Raw genomic sequence first — 19869 nt, forward strand, 5'->3', positions numbered from 1 at the left:
ATCTCTTTGCTACGACTGCCCATTGAGCTTCGCACCAGACTTCTTGCCTCTCCGGATACTGCATGCGGTTTTAAGCTGATCAATAGTCCTTGCAGCAACATCATGTCTCCCTAATGAGATATCCAGGCTGCACGGCGATCAACCCGCCCAATGCAACGCCTGCACCTCATCCCACACCGCATCCGGCACGCTCGCCAGCGCCTTCGCCAGCGCGCCGTCAGCATCCGGCCGATATCCCCGCAAGCCCTCACGGATCAACGGATGCTCATCAAAACCAGGTGAAATCGACACGCCCCACGCCACATAGTCAAACGTGTCCTTGTCGCCCTTCACTCCATGCGCCCGCGCGCGTTCCAGCTGCGCTTGCACGCGAGGCACCAGCGCATCCTGATCCGGGTCGCCGGGCAGCAGCCCGGGATACAGACGGCGTAGTTGCACCGCGAGCTTGTCCGGGTAGTCCAGATCAAACAGCATCTGGTGCTGCTCGGGCGTGAAGCGTTGGATGCCGTCGGGCGGGTCTGCGGGCAGCCTGCCCGTGCCGGACACGTCCGCCTGCGTCCCATCGCGCAGCGCGTAGCGCAAGGTGATTAGCGGCGAGGCGAAGCGCGTGCGCTGCTCGGCGGTCCAGACTTGCAGGGCGCGCGCCAGGATGCGGGCGTCGTACCAGTGCAGAAAGAACTCACTGGCGTCGGGCAAGGCGTAGTCGCAAAACCTTCCGAAGTGCGCGATGAGTTTTTCCAGTGGCACGGCGGACGCGAAGCTCATCATTGCGTAGCGGCCGCCATTGCGTTCATGCAGGGCGTTCAACACGCGCACAAGCGACGTACTGAAATCAGCCCGGCGCGGCCCGCGCAGCACGCCTTGCGATGCGCCGTCAACTTCGATCAGCAGGGGCGCCACGTCGCCGTAGATGTCCAGGCCGGTCTGCGCCCAGATCGAGCCAAAGCTCAGGTCTTCAGTGGCGGTGATGCGCGCCAGCAGATCGGGGTGGCCACGAAAGTCGACGATCACATAGGCGCGCGCGGCTTCGCCGTAGGGGCCGCGGTGTTGCGGCAGTTCAGCCATCGTGGAAAGCAGCGCCTGCTGCCAGGAATAAGCCATCGCCATCACGCCTTGTCAGTGATCGACTGCACGCTGTCCTGGGCGTCCAGAATGCAGGTCTTGCACACGGTGAATTGCGGAAACGGATACGGCATTTGCGTCGGGCCGGCGAATTGCTTGTTGCCGGTCTTGACGTCGATGCGGCCCGGGGCCGTGACGGTGATGTTGCCGCCTTCGATGACGATGCTGGCGCCCGCTGCGTTGGCGATGCGGATGCGTTTGGGCGACGCGTATTCGATGCCGGCGTTGGAGCTGATCATGCGCAGGTCTTGCTGGGCCTGTACCGTCAGCACATCGTGTTGCGAGATCACGTCGACTTCGCCGGTGCCGGCGATCAGGTCCAGGCCCGACTCGGCGCCGCCCTGCTGCACGCCGGCCACGATGCCCAGCGCCTGGCCGGTGTGCACGCGCAACGAGCCGATGACGGCCAGGTTGTGGTCTTGTCCCGACGACCAATGCACCAGCTCGCCGGCCGTGATTTGCACGTTGCGCCCGGCGGCTTGCGTGAGCCCGGCGCGGCCCGCCATCAGCACCAGCGGATCGGTCAGGTGCGGCACTTTGCCGTCGGCCACTTCCGTGTGCTTGGCCGAGGCATCGCCCGATGCGCCGCCGAGGGCGTCGCCGGCGACGGTGCCGGAGACGGCGTGCGTCATTGCGGCCAGCGGCCCACGTTCGCCGTCCAGCCGGCTCGCGCCTGCGGACGTCGTGCCACGGGCCGAGGCCAGCCGCACGCCCTGGTGCGCGCCGACCACGCCGTCGAATGACTGCGCCATGATGTCGGCCTGCCCGGCCAAGGCCAGCGGCGCTGCGGCATCGCCGGCAGGCTCGCTGCCGCCCGCCGTGTAGGTGGTCAGCAGGATACCGCCGCCGCCGCGCAACGCGCCGAAGCCGTCGGTGCGCAATTCCGCGCCCACGCCGCGCACGTTGCCGCGATAGTTACCCGCTTGGTGTATCAGATGGCCCAGGTTCAGCTCGCTGGCAGACTGCGTGGACTTGATCTGCATGCGCAGCTGGCCGTCGCTGTCGTCGAACACGATCTGGTTGTAGCCGTCGCCGCCGAACTCCTTGCTCTTGAAGCCGCTTAGCGCGGCCGCATTGCGGTGCTGCTCGTCGCCGCCCGCCGCGCCGTGCCAGGCTGGCGCGTTGCCGCTGGCCAGGTTGGCTTGTGCGCTGGGCTTGCCATCGCTGGCCGCGGCATAGACCTCGGTGTTCATCGGTTCGCCGGCTTTGCCGCCGGGGGTGGACGGAATGCCGCCTTCGCCGCGTCCGTTGTATAGGGCACCTACGACAAGCGGCTGGTCGATGTCTTCATCCAGGAATCGCACCAGTACTTCCTGGCCGATACGCGGCACAAAGCTCATGCCCATGCCCGCGCCCGCCTGGCGTTGCGCCACGCGCGCCCAGCGGCTTTTGGCCAGGCCGTCGCCGTCGGCTTGCCAATGAAAGCGCACGCGCACGTCACCGCGCGCGTTGCGGTAGATCTCGTCTTCGCCACTGGCTTCGGTGGCGCCTTCGGCGTTCGTCACGATGGCAGTGTGGACGCCCACCGCCGATGGCGCGCCGGCAAGCCTAGCGCCGCGCGCGGTGGGCGGCATGGCGCGCCAAGGGCGGTCGCAACGCACCGCACGAAAGCGGTTGGCGTAGCCGACTTCGTGCGCACGCGCCAGCACGGCGGCTTCGGGGCGGCCGACGCCGATGTCGCCGTCGTTGCGTTGTCCGTTGTGTTGCCCGTCGCGTTGTCCGCCGCGATGTCCGTTGCGTTGCCCGCCGTGCTGTTCGTGATATTCATCCCCGTCGCCCGACGCCGACTCGTCGTCTTCAAAACACAGAAAGTCGTCCAACGCGCCCAGCTTGTTGGCCAGGTTGGCGTCGGCCTGACCGGGCAGGTTGTTCACACCCGCATGCTCCACGCGGTCTAACGCAAACACCGGTTCAAAACCCGATTCCCCTGACGGCCCCAACGGCGACATGTCTTGCAGCGTGAAGCGCGTGCCGGATCGGAACGTCCGCACATTGCCGCGCCCCAAGAATGTCTCGGCGCTTGCCTGCACGGCTTCCATCAGCAAAGTGGCCTGGAACTGCGCGTGCGCCTGATTCAGCAGCCCGCCGTGGCCCAGGGGTTCAAACCATTCCAGGCCCGCGCTCTCGTCGTCGGCGCCGCTGGCGGGGCCGGCCAGCGCTTGTCCGGTGATGGCGTGTTTGCCGCTGTCGTGCCAGGCCAGCACGGTGACGCGTTCGACGCCTCGGCGCTGCCTGCGCGCCAGGGCCTGCACGCCGTCGCGCGATTCCGTTGCATGCGCGCGCTGAAAGCGCACACCCGCGCCGGCGGACTCAGCGTCTTCAGCCAAGCTGCGGCTGTCGGCAAAGATCAGTACGGTGTGGCGCGCGGGTGCGGCGTCGTCTTCGACGGTGGTCCAGCCCAGGCCAGATTCCGCGAGCAGGCGCGACAGGAAGGCGTAATCGGTTTCGCGGTACTGCGTGGTGTAGGAACGTGCGGGCAGATCGGCCAGATGGCGCTCGACCTCGGCGGCGATCTTGTAGGTGTAGCCCTCGTAGCTATCCAGCACGTGGCGCACGATTTCAAGGACGGGCTGATTTTCATAGATGCGGCTGTCGCGCCGTTGCGTGGCCAGCCACAGCCACGGCGCCAACGTCACGCGGTAGCGCGCTTTGCCCGCATTGCCGCCCAGCATCTCGGCCGCACGCACGACACCGCTGCGGCCGGTCTCGCTGCCATCGGCGCGCGTGGTCCACAACGTAGCGGGCCGCGACACCATGTCGTTCAGGTCCAGCGCTGCGTCGTCGGCCAGCGCCACGACGCGCATCTCGGCCAGCGCTGACAGGCCTTCGCGCGCGACCCAGCCTTCAACTTGCAGGGACGCCATCGCGCCCTCGCCGTCAAGCCGGTAGAGACGGGAGTTGGCGCTGGCGCTGCCGTTGCTTGCGTTCACAGCCATGGAGCAAAAACCTCGTGGGGGACGTTAGCGATACCGGCCCGATACGGACGGCAAATTTCAGGGTTCGACGTTGGCCTGCGGGGTGGGGCATTCGGGCGCGGTGCCCCATTGCCCTGCACACACGCGCAGGCGGCATTGTTCGCCTTCGATAAAGCTGAGCTTGCGGCATTCCTTCAAGCGCTCGGACAGCGGCGAGCCGGGCATCTCACGCATGAAAACGCCTTCCGACTTATACACACGCGTGCCCGGCGGCGATGCGGGCGGCAAGCCATAGTTCATCAACGCGGATAACAGCGCGGCGTCGGTATCAGAGGGCTTGGCAGTCTTGCGCGGCGGCGTGCTGGCGGGCTTCGCGGCACGCGGTGCGTTGGCATGCTGCGCGCGTTGCTCGGCAGCCTGACGCGTGGGACCGGGAGCTGCGGCAGGCGAACCTGCGGCAGGCGATCCTGCGGCAGGCGATCCCGCGGCAGGCGATCCTGCGGCAGGCGATCCCGCGGCAGGCGATCCCGCGGCGGGCGATCCCGCGGCAGGCGGTGTCGTCATCGCCAGCATGGATAGCGGATTGGTGGGTTCGTTTTGCGGCTCAGGTTCACCACGGCCCACGCCTGCATCGCGCGCGGGCGGCGCTTCGTCAATGATGGCGGCCACGTCGGGCGGCTTATCCATGGGCTTGATGGCGAGCTCGCCCGATGGCGAAGACGGGCTCGGCATTGATGCCTGCGGCAACGAGGCGACGGGGTTGGAAGCGGATGCCACGGCAGGAGCGGGGGCCTGCGCCACCATCGGCGCGGCCCCGTCCTCATGAATGATCCAGCTGATGCCGCCCGCCATCAGCGCCAGCAATACCGCCAGCGCCACCCAACGCCGTGCGCGGCCCTCGCGCGGCGTCGCAAGATGTTTGACTTCGGCTTCCGGCGCGCGCCCTTCAAGCGCGGCAAGAATTCGCGACGACTCGGCCTCGCCGCGCGCGGGTGCTGAAGCGCTGAGCAAACTCGGCGCGGTCATCGTAGGGCGAGCTTCTTTTTTCTCTTCTGCCATGCGGGTTCCCGTGTCAGCAGGAGGCGTGTGCAGCCCCCCTGTAACCAAGCTCGACGAGAATACCCGATAGGCCTATTTTGAACATTGCTCCTTGTTACGATTCCTAAGGGTCGGACGCTGTTTGCAACGCCGGATCACTTGCCTCATGCGCGAATAGAACAAAAGATTACGCCTTCACATGAGGGACCTAACTTGTTGCTGCTACTGCCCCTGTATTTTTTACTGGCGGTGGGCGTCTCCGCTCTCCTGTTTTTTCCGGCGCTGCGCCAAGGTGCAGTCCGGAGTTTGCGCGCGTGCGTACAGGGCGTAGCACGGGGCGCAACGCGTAGCGCGAGCCATGCCGGAGGCGCGGTTGGCGGCACAGCGGGCGCAGTCAAAGATGGCATGAATGCGTCGATGGAGTGGGTGGGAAGGTATCGCTGGCAGGTCGCGATTGGGCTGACAGTTGTATTGCTTCCGTCACTTTTCGCTTTCGTCATGCGACACAATCACACATTCGTTTACAGCACTCAAACGGCCGGTCCAGACCGCCGAATTCAGGCGTTGCTGGAGGGTGAACGGCTCGCTGCACCGCCTGCATTGCCCCCCGAAGCGTTCACCACGCGCGAGGTGGAATTGGTGCGTCCGAAGCTCGGTGGCGCAAGCCGCAACTGGGATCTGTTCGATGCGGATTTCCGTCAGCGTCTGCTGCTTGCGTATCGCATCATGCGTGAACAGCATGGCTATGAAATGGCGCTGATCGAAGGCTATCGCAGCCCCGAGCGGCAAGAAGAACTGGCGGGCATGGGCACGCATGTGACGAATGCCGGCGCGTTCCAGAGCTATCACCAATATGGGTTGGCGGCCGACAGCGCGTTCTATCGCGACGGCAAGATCGTGATCTCTGAAAAAGACCCCTGGGCCATGCGCGGCTACGAGCTGTTCGGCGAAACCGCGGAACTGGTCGGCCTGACATGGGGCGGGCGCTGGAAGATGATGGACTTCGGCCACGTCGAGCTGCGCCGGCCCGGCGTCATGCAGCGTGCGCGCGAGGCCGCGAAATGAGGCCGCCGTGCTTGATTGCCCTGCCCTCTGTCACGAACCCCCTTTGATCAGGCACACATGGCTCGCGTACTGAAAAAAGGTCTGTTGATTCTGGCGCTGTTCGCAGTGGTGTGGCTGGCCGTCATTATCTGGTGGCAGGAATCCCGCACGCTGCCCACGGGCGTCGACATCGGGCTCTATTTATTTGCGCTGCCGCTGGCGATGCTTGCTGCGCTGTGGCTGGGCGTGCGCGCCGTGCGGGCCGCACGCGCACCGAAGCCCGAACCGGCGGCTGCGCCGCAAGCCGTAGCCGAAGCGCCTGCGTGTGCCGTGGAACTGCGCGTCATCGCCGTGGCGGCGCGCGCCTCGGCGGGTGACGATGCCGCGTCGATCTCGCAAGCACTGGCCGAACAGAAGCGCCCTGAACTGGACGCGGAACTGAAAACGCAGCAAGGCTTTCCGGTATTTGCCGGGCGCGTGCCGGGCCTGGACGATATGGCGCTGTACGCGACCGCGCAAGAACGTGGCGCGCCGCCTGACGCATTGGCCATCGCCGCATTGCGCGTGACGGCACTGTTGACGGATATCGCCAGCACGCTGACTCGGGAAGCGCATCGCCACGTCACGGCACTGGACGTGCCCGCCCGCGATGAAGACTGGCCCTCGCTGCGCTTCGAACTCTTGCTGCCGGCAGATTGGCCCGAGGCCGCGCGCCAGCGTGTACGCACCGAAGTGTTGGCCGCCGCGCGCGTCTGGCCGGATGCGCGCGTCAGCGCCACCGAACATCTGGCGCGCGACGCCATGGCCGCAGACCTGCTGCTGCGCGAACTGGCGTCCGCGCCCGCCGCCCCCGACGCCCCGCCGCCGTGGCGTGTGGTGCTGGCCGGCGACGGCTATGTCGACGCCGAGCGCGTCGCGCAATGGGATGCCGAGGCCACCCTGCTCACCCACGCCAATCCGCAGGGCCGCGTGCCGGGCGAAGCCGCCGCCGGCCTGCTGCTGGGGCCTGCCAATGCCGACGCAGAAGTGCGCGTGGCGCTGTCGCCCGTGCTGCAGCGGCAGAAGCCCGCCGATGCACGCGGCGCGCAGGCCGAAGCCGCGTTCTCTGACCTGGCTCGCGATCTGCTCGAGCGCGCGAACGTCACGGCTGACAGCGTGATCCAGATCGTCAGCGACGCCGATCATCGCGGCAGCCGCCCACTGGAACCACTGGGCGTGGCCTCGCAACTGTTCGCCCATATGGACGCCGCCAAAGATTGCCAGTCTGTCGCCGCAACCTGTGGCCACACCGGCGCGGCGGCGTCGCTGCTGACGCTGGCCGTGGCGGCGGACGCCTGCGTGCAGTTCGATCAAGCCGTGCTCGCTTTAACCCTGCAAGACCCCGCATTGCGCTGCGCGGCGCTGGTCTCCCGACCCGCCGCCCGCGCTACCGCCTGACCCTAAAACAACAGCGAAAACCATGCGTAGCCCATCAGGATTCCTTTCTCGATTTTCCAGCGCCATGAGCGATGTCCGCTATTGGGGCGCGCGCGTGTTCGCCAACCCGCGCACCTTCATGGTCATCGGACTGATCGCGTTGATCGTGTTCCTGTTTCTCTTTGCCGACACGATGCAAATTGCCTTCGTCTGGGCTGGGGTGTTGCTGGGCGTGCTGCTGGTGCTGTGGCTCTGCGTACAGCTGTGGCGCCGCCGCCGTACGCGGCGCGCGAATCAGAAGCTGGGCGACATGCTGGAGCAGCAGGTGCAGACGGGCGCTGCCGCCAGCCCCGCCGCCAACCGCAGCGAAATCGATGCGCTGCGCACGCGGTTGACGCAAGCCGTGCGCACGATCAAGACGTCCAAGATTGGTCAGACCTCGGGCAACGAGGCGCTGTATGAGCTGCCCTGGTACATCGTCATCGGCAACCCGGCGGCCGGCAAAAGCAGCGCGGTCATCAATTCCGGTTTGCAGTTTCCGTTTGCGGACAAGAACGGCGCGGCGGTGCGCGGCGTGGGTGGCACGCGCAACTGCGATTGGTTCTTCACCACCGAAGGCATTCTGCTGGACACGGCGGGCCGCTACTCCGTTCATGAGGAAGACCGCAACGAGTGGATGAGCTTTCTGGATCTGCTCAAGCGCCATCGCCCCAAGGCGCCGATCAACGGCATCATCGTTGCCGCCAGCATCAGCGAGCTGACCGACTCCGGCCCCGAGTTCGCCATCAACCTGGCCAAAAACCTGCGCCAGCGCGTGCAGGAACTGACCGACCGGCTGGAAGTGTTTGCGCCGGTGTACGTGATTTTCACGAAGGCGGATTTGATTGCCGGCTTCTCGGAATTCTTTGCCGACGCCGATGCGCGCGAACGCGACCGCGTGTGGGGCGCCACGCTGCCCTATGGCGCCGACGAAAGCCGCGATGTGCTGACGCTGTTCGACGATCGTTTCGACGAGCTGTATGAAGGCCTGAAGGAAATGGGCACCGCGCAGATTTCGCTGCGCCGCAGCGGCGCCCTGCCCCCGGGTCTGTTGACCTTCCCGCTGGAATTCGCAGGCATCAAACCCGCGCTGCGCACCTTCCTGTCGACGCTGTTTGAGACCAACCCGTTCCAGTACAAGCCGGTGTTCCGCGGCTTCTACTTCACCAGCGCCTTGCAGGAAGGCGCATCGCGCAGCACCTCTACCGAGAAGCTGGCCGAGCGTTTCACCTTGCGCCCGGCCTCGCAAGAAGCGGCGCGCAGCGTCACGTCGCACAACGGTTTCTTCCTGCGCGATCTGTTTTCCAGCGTGATCTTTGCGGACAAGAAGCTGGTGCGCCAGCACGCCAGCCCGAACAAGGTGCGCATGCGCTACCTGACGTTCTTCGGGCTGGTGCTGGCATTGGGCCTGGTGTTGGGCGGCTGGAGCTGGTCGTACCTGGGCAACCGGCAGCTTGCCACCAATGTGCAGGCGGACCTGGACAAGGTCGTGCGCCTGCAAAGCGAGCGAACTGACTTGCAGAGCCGTCTGGAAGCGATGGAGATTCTGCAAGACCGCATCGAACAGCTGGACCGTTATTCCGCCAGCCGGCCGCTGTCGCTGGGCCTGGGGCTGTATCAAGGCGACGTGTTGAAGCAGCGCCTGCTGGCCGAGTACTACAACGGCCTGCGCCAGTTCATGCTGGTGCCGGTGAAAGCCAGCCTGGAAGATTATCTGGGCCGCGTGGATGTCTCGCAGGCCGCCGCTTCCGGCACGCGGCCCACGGCGCCGCCGCCGCAGGCGCAGCCCGTGCGCGCCAATGCGGGCGACACCCTGTTCCAGGACGCCTCGCCCACCAACGTTGACGACGCCTACAACGCGTTGAAGACGTACCTGATGATGGCGAATCGCGAACACGTGGACCCCACCCATCTGTCGGACCAGATCACCCGCTTCTGGCGCGGCTGGCTGGAAACCAACCGGGGCGCGATGCCGCGCGATCAACTCATCCGCAGCGCCGAACGGCTGATCTCGTTCTATGTGGCGCGCGCGGCCGATGCCGATTGGCCGCAGATTGACACCAACCTGGCCATGGTCGAACGCACGCGTGGCAACCTGCGCAGCGTGATGCAGGGCATGCCGGCGCGCGAACGCGCCTACGCCACGCTGAAGGCGCGCGCCGCCACGCGCTTCCCCGCGATGACGGTGGCGCGCATTATGGGCGAAGCCGACGCGGCCGTGGTGGCCGGCAGCTACGCCGTGCCCGGCACCTTCACCCGAGAAGCCTGGGAGCAATACATCGAGCCCGCCATCGGCGAAGCGGCACGCCGCGAAGTGCAAACCAGCGATTGGGTGCTGGGCGTGAACGCGCGCGACGACCTCACGCTGGAAGGCAGCCCGGAGCAGATTCAGAAGAGTCTGGCCACGATGTACAAGACCGAGTACGCGCAGGAATGGCAGAAGATGCTGCGCGGGGTCACGATCAAACCGTTCACCAGTTTTGATCAAGCGGTGCATGGCATGAACCGCCTGGGCGACCCGCAGAATTCGCCGCTGGTGAAGCTGATCAACACCACGTATGAACAAACGTCGTGGGATAACCCGTCGTTGATCAACACGGGCATTTCGCAGGCGCAGACGGGCGTGGTGGCGTGGTTCAAGCGCGTGATCTTGCGCCAGGGCCAGCCCAAGCCCACCGAAGTGGCGCCGGGCGGTGAGCAGATCCCGATGGGGCCGGTGGGCCGCGAATTCTCTGACGTGGCGCGCTTGGTGGTCACGCGTGAGAACCAGTCGCTGATGGGCAACTACATGAACGCCCTGTCGAAGATCCGCACCCGCTTCAACCTGATCAACAACCAGGGCGACCCCGGCCCCGGCGCGCTGCTGCTGATGCGCCAGACGCTGGAAGGCAAGGACTCGGAACTGGCCGACGCACTGAAACTCGTCGACGAGCAAATGCTGGCGGGCCTGACGCCCGCGCAGCGCGAGACGTTGCGCCCGCTGCTGGTGCGCCCGCTGATTCAGGGCTACGCCGTGGCCATGCAACCGGCGCAGACCGAGCTGAACAAGGTCTGGAACGCGCAGGTCTATCAGCCGTTCACGCAAGGGCTGGCTGACAAGTATCCGTTTTCGACCAAGGCCGGCATCGAAGCCAGCGGCGAAGAAATCGGACAAGTCTTCGGCCCGCAAGGCAGCATCGCCAAGTACGTCAATGACACGCTCGGCCCGCTGACCGTGCGCCGTGGCGACATCCTGACGGCACGCACCTGGGGCGACATGGGCATTGATTTGCAGCCGTCGTTTACCGCGAACTTCGCGCAGTGGGTTGCACCGCTTGCCGGTGGCGCGGCGGGCTCGGGCGCGGCCAGCCAGCCCCAGACGTTGTTCCAGATTCAGCCCAAGCCGGCAAGCGGCGTCACGGAATACACCATCGAGATCGACGGCCAGCAACTGCGCTACCGCAACACGCCGCCGCAATGGGTGAACTTTGTGTGGCCCAACGCGCAGGGCGCACCGGGCGCGCGCATTACGGCCACCGCCTTTGATGGCACCGTGGTCGAGATCGTCAACGAACCCGGCCGCTTTGGCCTGGAACGTTTGATCTCGGGCTCGCAACGCAAGCCCAACCCGGATGGCAGTTTCGAGATGAGCTGGGCGAAGTCGAACATCACCGTGCCCGTCAAGCTACGCATCATCAGCAACGCGCAAGCGGCCAGCGCCGGCGGCACCGAGCCGGGCAGCCAAGGCTTGCGCAATCTGCGCCTTCCCGCTTCGGTGGCGGGCGCGTCCCCTCAACCCTCCGTCGCCCCGACGCCTGCCGGAGCGCAGCAATGAGCAACCCGCAGTCTCCCATGTTCCGTACGGCCTACTTCGGCAAGATTCCGTCCCGTGGCGACTTCGTCAAAAACACCTCGCATCCGCAGCTGATGGCGACGCTGGATGCGTGGGTGGCCAACACCATGGAGGTGCTGGCGCAGGACCCGCACTGGAAGACGCTGTACGACGAGGCGCAGCCCGTTCCCTTTGCGGTACTGGGCTCGCGCGGCAAACTGGCCATTGCCGGCCATTTGCAGCCCAGCCGGGATCAGTCCGGACGGCGCTTTCCGTTCATCACCGCAACGTCCGTTGAAGTGGCCCGCCCGCTGGATTTCATTGCGCGCAGCCCGCTGGCGTTCAGCCGCATGTGGAACCGCATGGGCAGCGCCGCCGCGCAACTGATGCATGACGGCGACCCCGCCCCCGCGCTGCAAACGCTGAACGACCTGGAAGGCGAAATCCGTACCGCCGCCGATGATGGTTTCGACGCCTTCATCGACTTGCAGACGATTGAACGCGTCGAGGCCATGCTGCGTGGCAACGGCCATGCGGCCAGCATGCATGACATCGTGCTGGCGCTGGGGATTCTGCTTGCGCCCGTAATGTCCAGCGGCTCGTCGCAGCTGGACACGGGCCTTGCCCTGCCGCTGCCGGATGATCCGCTCTATATCAATCTGGTCGCAAGCTATTGGATGACGCTGATCGCGCCGTTCCTTACGCGCGCGGATTTCGAGATCGCCCTGTTCATCGGGCAGATCGCCGGCAAGCACCGGCTGGTGGTGGGCTTTCGTGGCGCATCGCCGCAGACGCTGGCCACATTGCTGTCCACGCCGCAGACCTTGTCGCAGCACTACATCGTGCTGGAAGACGCGCCGTGGGTGCGTGACCACGTCAGCGCCAGCCATGGCCTGGCCAAGCTGTCGAGCTATCTGGATCAACCGCGGCTCTCTTTGCGCCAGGCGCTGGAGACGTTTCGCGAAGTCTTTATCGGAGCCTAGGCATGCGCACGCTTACTCTCGTCCTGGCCGCCGCCCTGTCGTGCGCGGCCCACGCGCAGGATGCCGCCACGGTGGTCCCCGCCAATGTCATCCCGCAACCCGGGCAAGTCGTCGCCAGCGGCGCCGTGCCAGATGAAGCCACCAAGGCCGACGTGCTGGCGCGCCTGCAAAAAGTCTATGGCGTGGGCAATGTGATCGACCGCATCGATGTGGGTGGCGTCGTGGCCCCGCCGAACTGGTCGCAACACGTAGGCAAGCTGCTGGACAGCCCGCTCAAGCAGATCAACCGCGGCCAGCTGGAAATTGACGGCACGCAGATCCGGCTGCGCGGAGAAGTCGACAACGAAGCCTCGCGCCAGCAGATTGCCAGCACGTTTGCGACCTCGCTCAACCCCACCTACAAGATCGTCAATGGCTTGCGCGTGTCGGCGGGCAAGGACGAGCAGGACGTGCTGGACAACCTGCTGAGCAACCGCGTCGTGGAGTTTGAAACCGGCAGCACGCGCCTGACCGCGCGCGGCCGCGAACTGCTGGACCGCGTGGCCGACGCGGTGCCGAAGCTGCGCGCCGACAAAATCCAGATCATCGGCCACACCGACAGCTCGGGCAGCCGCAGCACCAACCTGGCGCTGAGCCAGGCGCGCGCGGACGCGGTGCGGGATTATCTGGTGGACAAAGGCTTGCCGGTATCGCGGTTTGAAGCCATGGGCGCCGGCCCCGATCAGCCGGTCGCGACGAACGCTACGGCGGAAGGACGCGCGAAGAACCGCCGTATTGAGTTTCGCGCGGCGCGATAGGCGGCGCGATTGGCGGAGCGATTGGCGGAGCGATTGGCGGAGCGATGGGCGGAGCGATGGGCGGAGCGGGGCCTGGGCCATTGGGTTGGGCCCCGCGTCAGGCCGGATCGCGTGGGCACGGGTGCGTAGGCCGTGCCACGCCAGCCCCGCCATGTCCCGCGTCAGTTGTTTTCGCCGGCCTTCTTGATGCCCAGCAATTCTTCCAGGCCCGACAGCGTCTCGTCGTTCTTGACCACCGTGCGCAGCCACAGGTGCAGGGACATTTCGCCCCAGCTTGCGGCCTTGTCGGCCAGATAGGCGACCGGGCTGTGCGGCTCGGTGCGGCGGAAGAAGTCCGCCACATCGCGCAACTGCGCCAACGCCTGTTCGCGCGTTTGGATCGGACCGCGCACGGCGGGCGTCACGGCCACATGCGCCGGCGTGTCGGCGGCAGAGAAATGATCGGCAGCGGGCAAGGTAGGCTCCACTCGAACGGGAACGGCAGGCGTCGCGGCCGCCTGCGCGGGCGCCAGATCGGCGCGTACCAGCAAACCGGCATCCCGCGCGAAACGATGCACGAGTTCGGTCACATTGCGCAGCGACTCACGCACGCGTGAGAACGCGGGGCTTTCATCGCCCAAGCGTTCGTCCAGCGTGCGTTCCAGTTGCGCCAGCGCCTGCGCGCAGCCTTCCAGCTGGGTATCCAGTTCGGAATAAAACGACGGCGGGGTATCCCGGCGCGCCGCATCAAAACGATCCAGCGTGAGCTTGCCGCGCGTCAGTTCATTGGCATTATCGGGCGTGCGCTTGACAGCGTTCGCGAGCTGGCTCGCGGCCTCCCATAGCACCGCGCCATAGCGCGCGCCATCCGCCTGCGTCAGCGGAATCTCGCCTATCAGTTGCTGCGAGCGCGACAGCAGCCACGCCAGATTGCCCACGCGCTGCTGCACGTCGCCATCTTCGGGCACCGGGTGCAGGCCATCCCAATAATCGCGGCACAGGCCATCAATCAGCAGATAGCCATCACGCAGCCCCGCAAAGCCGCGCGTCTTAGCCCAGGCTTCCGCCAGCCACGACGCAATCCGGATGTCTTTGCTGCGCTCGCGCAGCACGGTGGAGCAGATGCGCGCCACCTCGGGCCAGTCGGCCTCTTTCAGATCAATGACCCAATCGCCCTGATCGAGCTGAGGATCGTCATGCCGGCGCGCCTCGCGAATGGCGTCGAACTCGGGCGAAAACACCAGGTCGACGCCGCAGGGCGCATCGCCGGGTATCGGTTGCAACAAGGCGTTGATGTCTGTCATAGGCGCAGGTCTGTAGTAGGCGCAAATCATCCCACAACTGCTTACGTATAACGTTCAAAGATGACACGTCCTATTACAAGGCGCATCACGATGCTTCGCTATGATTTGCGCTCCTACCGAAGGAGCATTCATGACGACGAAATCGATCCGTATGTTGCCCGACGGGCACTTCATCTCTGGCACGCCGCGGCGCGCGCCGGACGGCACTTACGTCGGTGGAGACGGCCCCATCACCCGCGCGCCAGATGGCACCTACGTGGCCGGCACGCCCCAGCGCGCGCCCGACGGCACGTACAAAGGCAGCGGCGGCCCGGTGCGCATGGCGCCCGACGGCACGTTCGTAGTTGGCCCCGCCCGGCTCGCGCCGGACGGCACCTATCTGTAAACAAATATCTCGCGCCCATGTCCCAACGCTCCGTCATCCGCAAGGGCGACAAGACGTCGCACGGCGGCGTCGTCGTGACCGGCGATGAAACCGTCGTCATCTTCGGCCAACCCATGGCCCGCGTCGGCGACCGCGTCACCTGCCCCAAATGCGGCGACACCCACACCATCGTCGAAGGCGTGCAAAACGTCAGCTCAGACCGCAAGACCGCGCTTGAAGGCATGCGCACCTCATGCGGGGCGACACTGATCGCCAGCCAGAATTTTTATCAGTTGGAATATGGTTGATGACGGAGCGAGTCGATTGACTCAGCCTTACGCGAAGCGCCCCACTTATGGGATACAGGCCGCGCTGGCTTGCATTTTGTAGACGGGGCCCGCGCGTTCTCGGACTTGGCAGTAGTAGCGATACTTGGCGGACAGCACGGCTCCGGGAATGGTTACCTCTGACTTTTGCTCATTGCTATTGACCGCCTCGAAATTTGATTGAGGCCGCGCCTTGCTAAGTTCCGCGATCACGTCGTTGCAGTACGCCGGCTGGTTGTATCCTCCGCCTCTCCAGTCGCTCCACTTCTCATGAAGCTGATCCACGGTGTATCGGTCGATACCGTGAGCGGCTGAGCGGCATTCGGGAAATGCCGCGCACGCCCCATACTTTGCGGGGCGGATACCGGCAACATCAAGCAGATGACGGGCGCGTGCAATCGGTATTACCCATGAGATAAGTTGGGCATTTTCGTGACGCGCGACGGCCACGCCGACCACTGTCCCCAGCGAATCGAAGACGGGGCCGCCGCTGTCACCGGGATTGAGCGACAAGCTCGTCTGCCACCAAGGCATTATCTTTCCGTCCACGAGCGCTGTCCGCGCGGTTTTCTCAGCGGTCGACACAATCGCGAGATCTGTTGAAGCAAAGCCAAGGCTGGTGAGCTTGGCGCCCACGGGCAGATCTGCGCCGTCAGAGACGCTTACGCTCGGCCACGTCTTACCCTCCTGCTTCGGCGGCAGCCGCAATAGCGCCAGATCGTTCCCAACGTCAATCACAACCACCGATAAGGTTAACGGTGCTTCCATTGCCTTACCGACGTGAGCGACGATGCTCTCTGATTTCACGGTCAGCCCTTTGACGGTCGGTTGTATGACATGCGCGTTGGTCAAAATGTAGCCGTCATCAGAGATGATGAAGCCGCTGCCACGGCTGTTCCTGTCATCGCTACGACCGTCTACACCCGCGTCATAGGAATAGCGGATCTGCACCACGGCAGGCCCATCCTTTGAGAAGAGGCAGTCGCTGCTTTGGCCCAGAGCGGGTAAGCAGACCACGCTGGCCAGCGCGGCCACCATCGGCGAAATTCGGCGCATTGAAATCTCCCGAGAAGGGTTAAGCAGCGTTAATCCATGACCGATAGCCGACGAAACGGCAGGTATTGGCGTTCTCTGAGAGATGACTCGGTATACGTGTTTCGACACACACCACCACATCGCTTTGGCCGTGGCGTGGATTCAATCACGGTGATCAACCGCCCCTCTGGGCCCATCTGGACCTGCTCAACCAGCATCACATGGCTTCTTGCCTTGTTCACGATATCGCCCGGTTGCAGATCCGCCCAGGTAAGCGGTGTGCTGACGTTCTTCCCAGGCAGGCTGGCTGTCGTGAAATATTTCCCGGTGCTCCAGGCGTATGAGACAAAGCCCGAGCAATCCATGCCTGTCGCCTGCGGATGCACGCAATTTCCGCTTCTACACGTGCAGATATCCCCGGCCAGACGCCCTTCGCTCAGGTGGCTTTGAAAAGCCGCGAGCGTACTCAGGTACCCGCCCCATCGATAGGGAACGCCCACCGCATCCTGCTCGCTCAAATCATTCAACCGAGCGGGCCGTTCCCATATCTTCGCGGGCGGCGCGCAAAGATTCTCGGTATCCGCATGAAGATAATTCACTGCATTCAGACGCCATGGGTAGCTCAGTGCCGCGCGCGCGCGGTCAAGGATCGACGCTCGGCCAACACTGGGCAGTGACACTAATCCCGCATCGGAGGTGCCGTTCGCCTGCTCAATGGACTTCAGAATGTTGTCTTCGTTCGCGACTAGGACGGCGTCGGACACGGCGGCCAATGGAATCGGTTGCGCATCGCCAATGGGCTTGAACTGCAACGTTTGCAAGAAAAGGCGTTCGCCGCCGGGAAACGATAACGAAACCACGCGCCCGTCTTTCAAGGGAGCGTAGGGGCGCCGGATGTCGCAACCGAACGACTCCGCTGAAACATACGCAGCGGTGACGGGTTTCGCGAAGGCATCGTAGTGCGCGAGGCGAACGAATGACGCAGGATTTGGCAACAGCTGCGACTCCTGAACGGCGACCAGTGCCTCGTCATGATCCGCCCAAATCACCCGCACGCCGTTGATGCGCATTGACGAGGCAACGTCGATGCGACGCAGCGGCCCATCTACCGTCTCGTTGACCAAGACAGCATGATCCGGCGCGGCCACGGGTTGCGGCTTGTAGCCCCTTGCGATCACCTGCTGTTTGATCAATCCGCCGACCTTACCCAAGACAAGCCCGACCTTACTGATGTCACCGGAAAGCGTTTGCAATTCCAGCTCCGTCGCGCTGACGGGAAAAATTCGAACGCTTCCCTGCTCGGGGTTGTGGTCGACTTTTGCTGTGTCGAGAAGTCGCCCGGCTTCATCAAGCATCATCACGTCGCCGAATGCGCCTGCGATGGCATAGCCCTTATACGCGACCAACAAATCTTGGGGCTCGTTCATCTGCTCGGGCAACGGGACTTCACGCACTGAGTCCGCGCCAACCAACACGATCTTTCGATTGACCTTATCGAGAATGGCCAGATTGCCCGCCGCGTCTGGCGCAATAGCGGCAGGACCGAAACATGCCTCATTCGGCCTGTCGATCAGACCAATCTGCCCCGCCGCGCTACCCACGGGAAGTTCCTGTTCTGGCGCGGCGACGGCTAACGCCGTCCACAAGAAAATTAGAGGCGCAAGCCACCGATGAGGTGTGCATGGACGTCTTGCTACGTTCAAGAAATGATGCACGCTAGGTCCCTCGACAAGGCCGACAGGTCTCATGCGCGGTACACACGAGGTCCGGATTGCCAGGGAATCTTAGGAGGTGACAAGAAAGCCGTGCATACCCAATTTTGCGTATTGCACGCGGTCATGGAGCATCGCCACAGGCGGAAAGCAAAAAGCCCACCGTTTCCGGTGGGCTTTTTGTCTAGCCTTACTTTAAGTAAGACCAGAGAATTCTGGTGGGCTGTGAGTGGCTCGAACACTCGACCTACGGATTAAGAGTCCGCTGCTCTACCAACTGAGCTAACAGCCCTGCAATCCACTCATTTCAATTCGCTTGAATCACCGACGTTGCCGTCGTTGTTGTCTGCGTTTCGTTATGTGTGTAGTGCGAAGAAGCAAGATTATATGTAGGTTTTTTGGTTTGTGCAAGTCGGGTGCGAAAAAACTTTTACCGGGGTCGCAATCAGGCCGCGTAGCCCCCGTCTACCGACAGGCTTGCGCCCGTGACATAGCGGCCGTCTGGGCCGGCCAGGAAGGCGACCATGCCTGCGATGTCACGGGTTTCGCCGTAGTGCGGCAAGGACAGCACGGCCACGAGTTCGCCGGCGCGGTCGCCGTCTGCGGGATTCATGTCGGTGTTGATCGGGCCGGGATGCACCACGTTGACGGTGATGCCGCGTGCGCCCAGGTCGCGCGCCAAGCCCTGCGTTAGGCCGACCAACGCGGACTTGCTGGCGGCGTAGAGCGCGACGCCCGCGCGCCCTGCCCGGCCGGCCAGGCAGCTGCCGATGTTGATGATGCGGCCGCCATCGGGCATGGACGCCTGCGCGGTGCGGATCGCGACGAAAGGCGCACGGACGTTGATATCCATCGTGCGCTCGTAGTCATCCATGCTGGTGTCGCCGATCAGGCCCGCAACGAAAATGCCCGCGTTGTTGACCAGCACGTCCACCGGCCCCAAGGCCTCGATCGCTTGTTCCACTGCTTGCCGCACTGCCAGCGCATCTTCGGAATCGGCCTGGATGGCGCGCACGCGGCGGCCGTCTACGGACAGTTCGTTTACCAACGCCTGCGCGGTTGCCTCCGATGACGCGCTGACATAGGTGAACGCCACGTCAGCGCCCTCGGCTGCCAGCCGCCGCACAATCGCCGCGCCAATGCCTCGGCTGCCGCCCGTCACGAACGCGACTTTTCCATTGAGATTGCCCATCGCCAGTCCTTAATTTGTAGTGATCAGTACAAATATCATCGCAGCGGCAAATCTCATCCGTCAATCATTTTTTTATCGATCAACACAAAATAGCCGACACGAGTAAAATCGCCGGCATGGCAGAACGTGGGCGTCCCCGGAACTTCGACCGGGCCCAGGCCTTGCACAAGGCCATGGAGGTTTTCTGGTCGAAGGGATATGAAGGAGCATCGCTAACCGATCTGACGGAAGCGATGGGTATCAACTCGCCCAGCCTCTACGGCGCATTCGGCTCAAAAGAAGGACTATTCCGCGAAGCGGTCGAGCTGTACCGCGACACCGAAGGCGGCTCGTCGCGCCGCGCGCTGCAAGCTGGCGCGACCGCACGCGACGGCATTCAAGACATGCTGCTGGCCGCCGCAGACCGCTTCACTGCCCCCGGCTTGCCGCCGGGCTGCATGATCGTGCTGGGCGCGCCGTCGGGCAGCGTCAACCAGGCGAGCGTGGGCGGCTTTCTTTGCGATAGCCGGCGCGACATGCAAAGCCGCATCCTGGCCCGGCTGACCGCAGGCGTCGCGCAAGGCGAACTGCCTGCGGGGGCTGACTTGAAAAGTCTGGCGGCGTTCTTCACGACGGTGCTGCACGGCATGTCGATCCAAGCCCGCGACGGCGCCAGCCGCAAGACCTTGCAGGCGGTAGCGCGGCAAGCCATGTGCGCCTGGGATGCGCTGACCAGCAGCCGGCCGCCATCGGGCGTTCCGCCGGGCGGAGTCCCGCCGGGCGGCGCTCCGTCGGGCGGCGCCCGTTCCTGAC

General features: G+C 64.5%; 15 protein-coding genes and 1 tRNA gene. 8 read left to right on the forward strand and 8 right to left on the reverse strand.

Features of this window, described 5'->3' with window-relative positions; translation table 11 throughout:
- Window positions 1-138: 138 nt before the first annotated feature.
- Genes AC1DB0_RS22890 through AC1DB0_RS22900 form a run of 3 tightly spaced genes read right to left on the reverse strand, consistent with a single transcriptional unit; the run spans window position 139 to window position 5063 of the window.
- On the reverse strand, window positions 139-1101 hold the full coding sequence (locus tag AC1DB0_RS22890; protein WP_476757832.1) for a DUF4123 domain-containing protein: 963 nt from the start codon (window positions 1099-1101) through the stop codon (window positions 139-141).
- Window positions 1102-1106: 5 nt separating this feature from the next.
- Window positions 1107-4058 (reverse strand): type VI secretion system Vgr family protein, encoded by a 2952-nt coding sequence (locus AC1DB0_RS22895; RefSeq protein WP_476757833.1) that lies wholly within the window; start codon window positions 4056-4058, stop codon window positions 1107-1109.
- A 57-nt stretch (window positions 4059-4115) separates the two neighbouring features.
- On the reverse strand, window positions 4116-5063 hold the full coding sequence (locus AC1DB0_RS22900) for a hypothetical protein (RefSeq protein WP_476757834.1): 948 nt from the start codon (window positions 5061-5063) through the stop codon (window positions 4116-4118).
- A 225-nt stretch (window positions 5064-5288) separates the two neighbouring features.
- Between AC1DB0_RS22900 and AC1DB0_RS22905 the strand changes: the two genes are divergently transcribed.
- The 5 genes from AC1DB0_RS22905 (at window position 5289) to AC1DB0_RS22925 (ending at window position 13165) form a co-directional block, all read left to right on the forward strand.
- Window positions 5289-6140 (forward strand): M15 family metallopeptidase, encoded by an 852-nt coding sequence (locus AC1DB0_RS22905; protein ID WP_054420519.1) that lies wholly within the window; start codon window positions 5289-5291, stop codon window positions 6138-6140.
- 57 nt (window positions 6141-6197) lie between these two features.
- Window positions 6198-7556 carry a hypothetical protein gene (locus tag AC1DB0_RS22910; protein ID WP_476757835.1) on the forward strand — a complete coding sequence of 453 codons (1359 nt, stop codon included), beginning with the start codon at window positions 6198-6200 and terminating at the stop codon, window positions 7554-7556.
- A gap of 64 nt (window positions 7557-7620) precedes the next feature.
- A complete protein-coding gene (gene tssM / locus AC1DB0_RS22915) occupies window positions 7621-11388 on the forward strand; it encodes a type VI secretion system membrane subunit TssM (RefSeq protein ID WP_476757836.1) in 3768 nt (1255 codons plus the stop codon).
- Entirely contained in the window at window positions 11385-12368 is a 984-nt protein-coding gene (gene tagF, locus AC1DB0_RS22920; RefSeq protein WP_175170729.1) for a type VI secretion system-associated protein TagF, read from the forward strand. Before tssM ends, tagF begins: the two co-directional genes overlap by 4 nt.
- 2 nt (window positions 12369-12370) lie before the next feature.
- Entirely contained in the window at window positions 12371-13165 is a 795-nt protein-coding gene (locus tag AC1DB0_RS22925; protein WP_054420516.1) for an OmpA family protein, read from the forward strand.
- 161 nt (window positions 13166-13326) lie between these two features.
- Here the strand turns inward: AC1DB0_RS22925 and tssA are convergent, their stop codons facing one another.
- Complete coding sequence (gene tssA / locus AC1DB0_RS22930; protein ID WP_346552253.1) at window positions 13327-14448, reverse strand: type VI secretion system protein TssA; 1122 nt, start codon at window positions 14446-14448, stop codon at window positions 13327-13329.
- A gap of 130 nt (window positions 14449-14578) precedes the next feature.
- Here tssA and AC1DB0_RS22935 point away from each other — a divergent pair, with 130 nt between their 5' ends.
- Both AC1DB0_RS22935 and AC1DB0_RS22940 read left to right on the forward strand, forming a co-directional pair.
- A complete protein-coding gene (locus tag AC1DB0_RS22935; protein ID WP_054420514.1) occupies window positions 14579-14833 on the forward strand; it encodes a hypothetical protein in 255 nt (84 codons plus the stop codon).
- Window positions 14834-14850: 17 nt separating this feature from the next.
- Entirely contained in the window at window positions 14851-15120 is a 270-nt protein-coding gene (locus AC1DB0_RS22940) for a PAAR domain-containing protein (protein WP_054420513.1), read from the forward strand.
- Window positions 15121-15165: 45 nt separating this feature from the next.
- Here the strand turns inward: AC1DB0_RS22940 and AC1DB0_RS22945 are convergent, their stop codons facing one another.
- From AC1DB0_RS22945 to AC1DB0_RS22960, 4 genes are all read right to left on the reverse strand, one after another.
- Window positions 15166-16194: a S1C family serine protease gene (locus AC1DB0_RS22945; protein WP_476757837.1), complete on the reverse strand. Its 1029-nt coding sequence runs from the start codon at window positions 16192-16194 to the stop codon at window positions 15166-15168.
- 29 nt (window positions 16195-16223) lie between these two features.
- Complete coding sequence (locus tag AC1DB0_RS22950; protein ID WP_476757838.1) at window positions 16224-17774, reverse strand: hypothetical protein; 1551 nt, start codon at window positions 17772-17774, stop codon at window positions 16224-16226.
- Window positions 17775-18101: 327 nt separating this feature from the next.
- Window positions 18102-18177 (reverse strand) — tRNA-Lys (locus tag AC1DB0_RS22955).
- A gap of 153 nt (window positions 18178-18330) precedes the next feature.
- Complete coding sequence (locus AC1DB0_RS22960) at window positions 18331-19077, reverse strand: 3-oxoacyl-ACP reductase family protein (protein ID WP_427945938.1); 747 nt, start codon at window positions 19075-19077, stop codon at window positions 18331-18333.
- 116 nt (window positions 19078-19193) lie between these two features.
- Between AC1DB0_RS22960 and AC1DB0_RS22965 the strand changes: the two genes are divergently transcribed.
- On the forward strand, window positions 19194-19868 hold the full coding sequence (locus tag AC1DB0_RS22965; RefSeq protein WP_447577117.1) for a TetR/AcrR family transcriptional regulator: 675 nt from the start codon (window positions 19194-19196) through the stop codon (window positions 19866-19868).
- Window position 19869 lies beyond the last annotated feature (1 nt).

This window comes from Achromobacter sp. 10T422 (assembly GCF_056394065.1).

Excerpts from the sequence above, each read along its gene's own strand:
- AC1DB0_RS22890 (WP_476757832.1), bottom strand. The coding sequence starts at position 1,101 with ATGGCTTATTCCTGGCAGCAGGCGCTGCTTTCCACGATGGCTGAACTG.
- AC1DB0_RS22895 (WP_476757833.1), bottom strand. The coding sequence starts at position 4,058 with ATGGCTGTGAACGCAAGCAACGGCAGCGCCAGCGCCAACTCCCGTCTC.
- AC1DB0_RS22900 (WP_476757834.1), bottom strand. The coding sequence starts at position 5,063 with ATGACCGCGCCGAGTTTGCTCAGCGCTTCAGCACCCGCGCGCGGCGAG.
- AC1DB0_RS22910 (WP_476757835.1), top strand. The coding sequence starts at position 6,198 with ATGGCTCGCGTACTGAAAAAAGGTCTGTTGATTCTGGCGCTGTTCGCA.
- tssM (WP_476757836.1), top strand. The coding sequence starts at position 7,621 with ATGAGCGATGTCCGCTATTGGGGCGCGCGCGTGTTCGCCAACCCGCGC.
- tagF (WP_175170729.1), top strand. The coding sequence starts at position 11,385 with ATGAGCAACCCGCAGTCTCCCATGTTCCGTACGGCCTACTTCGGCAAG.
- AC1DB0_RS22925 (WP_054420516.1), top strand. The coding sequence starts at position 12,371 with ATGCGCACGCTTACTCTCGTCCTGGCCGCCGCCCTGTCGTGCGCGGCC.
- tssA (WP_346552253.1), bottom strand. The coding sequence starts at position 14,448 with ATGACAGACATCAACGCCTTGTTGCAACCGATACCCGGCGATGCGCCC.
- AC1DB0_RS22935 (WP_054420514.1), top strand. The coding sequence starts at position 14,579 with ATGACGACGAAATCGATCCGTATGTTGCCCGACGGGCACTTCATCTCT.
- AC1DB0_RS22940 (WP_054420513.1), top strand. The coding sequence starts at position 14,851 with ATGTCCCAACGCTCCGTCATCCGCAAGGGCGACAAGACGTCGCACGGC.
- AC1DB0_RS22945 (WP_476757837.1), bottom strand. The coding sequence starts at position 16,194 with ATGCGCCGAATTTCGCCGATGGTGGCCGCGCTGGCCAGCGTGGTCTGC.
- AC1DB0_RS22960 (WP_427945938.1), bottom strand. The coding sequence starts at position 19,077 with ATGGGCAATCTCAATGGAAAAGTCGCGTTCGTGACGGGCGGCAGCCGA.
- AC1DB0_RS22965 (WP_447577117.1), top strand. The coding sequence starts at position 19,194 with ATGGCAGAACGTGGGCGTCCCCGGAACTTCGACCGGGCCCAGGCCTTG.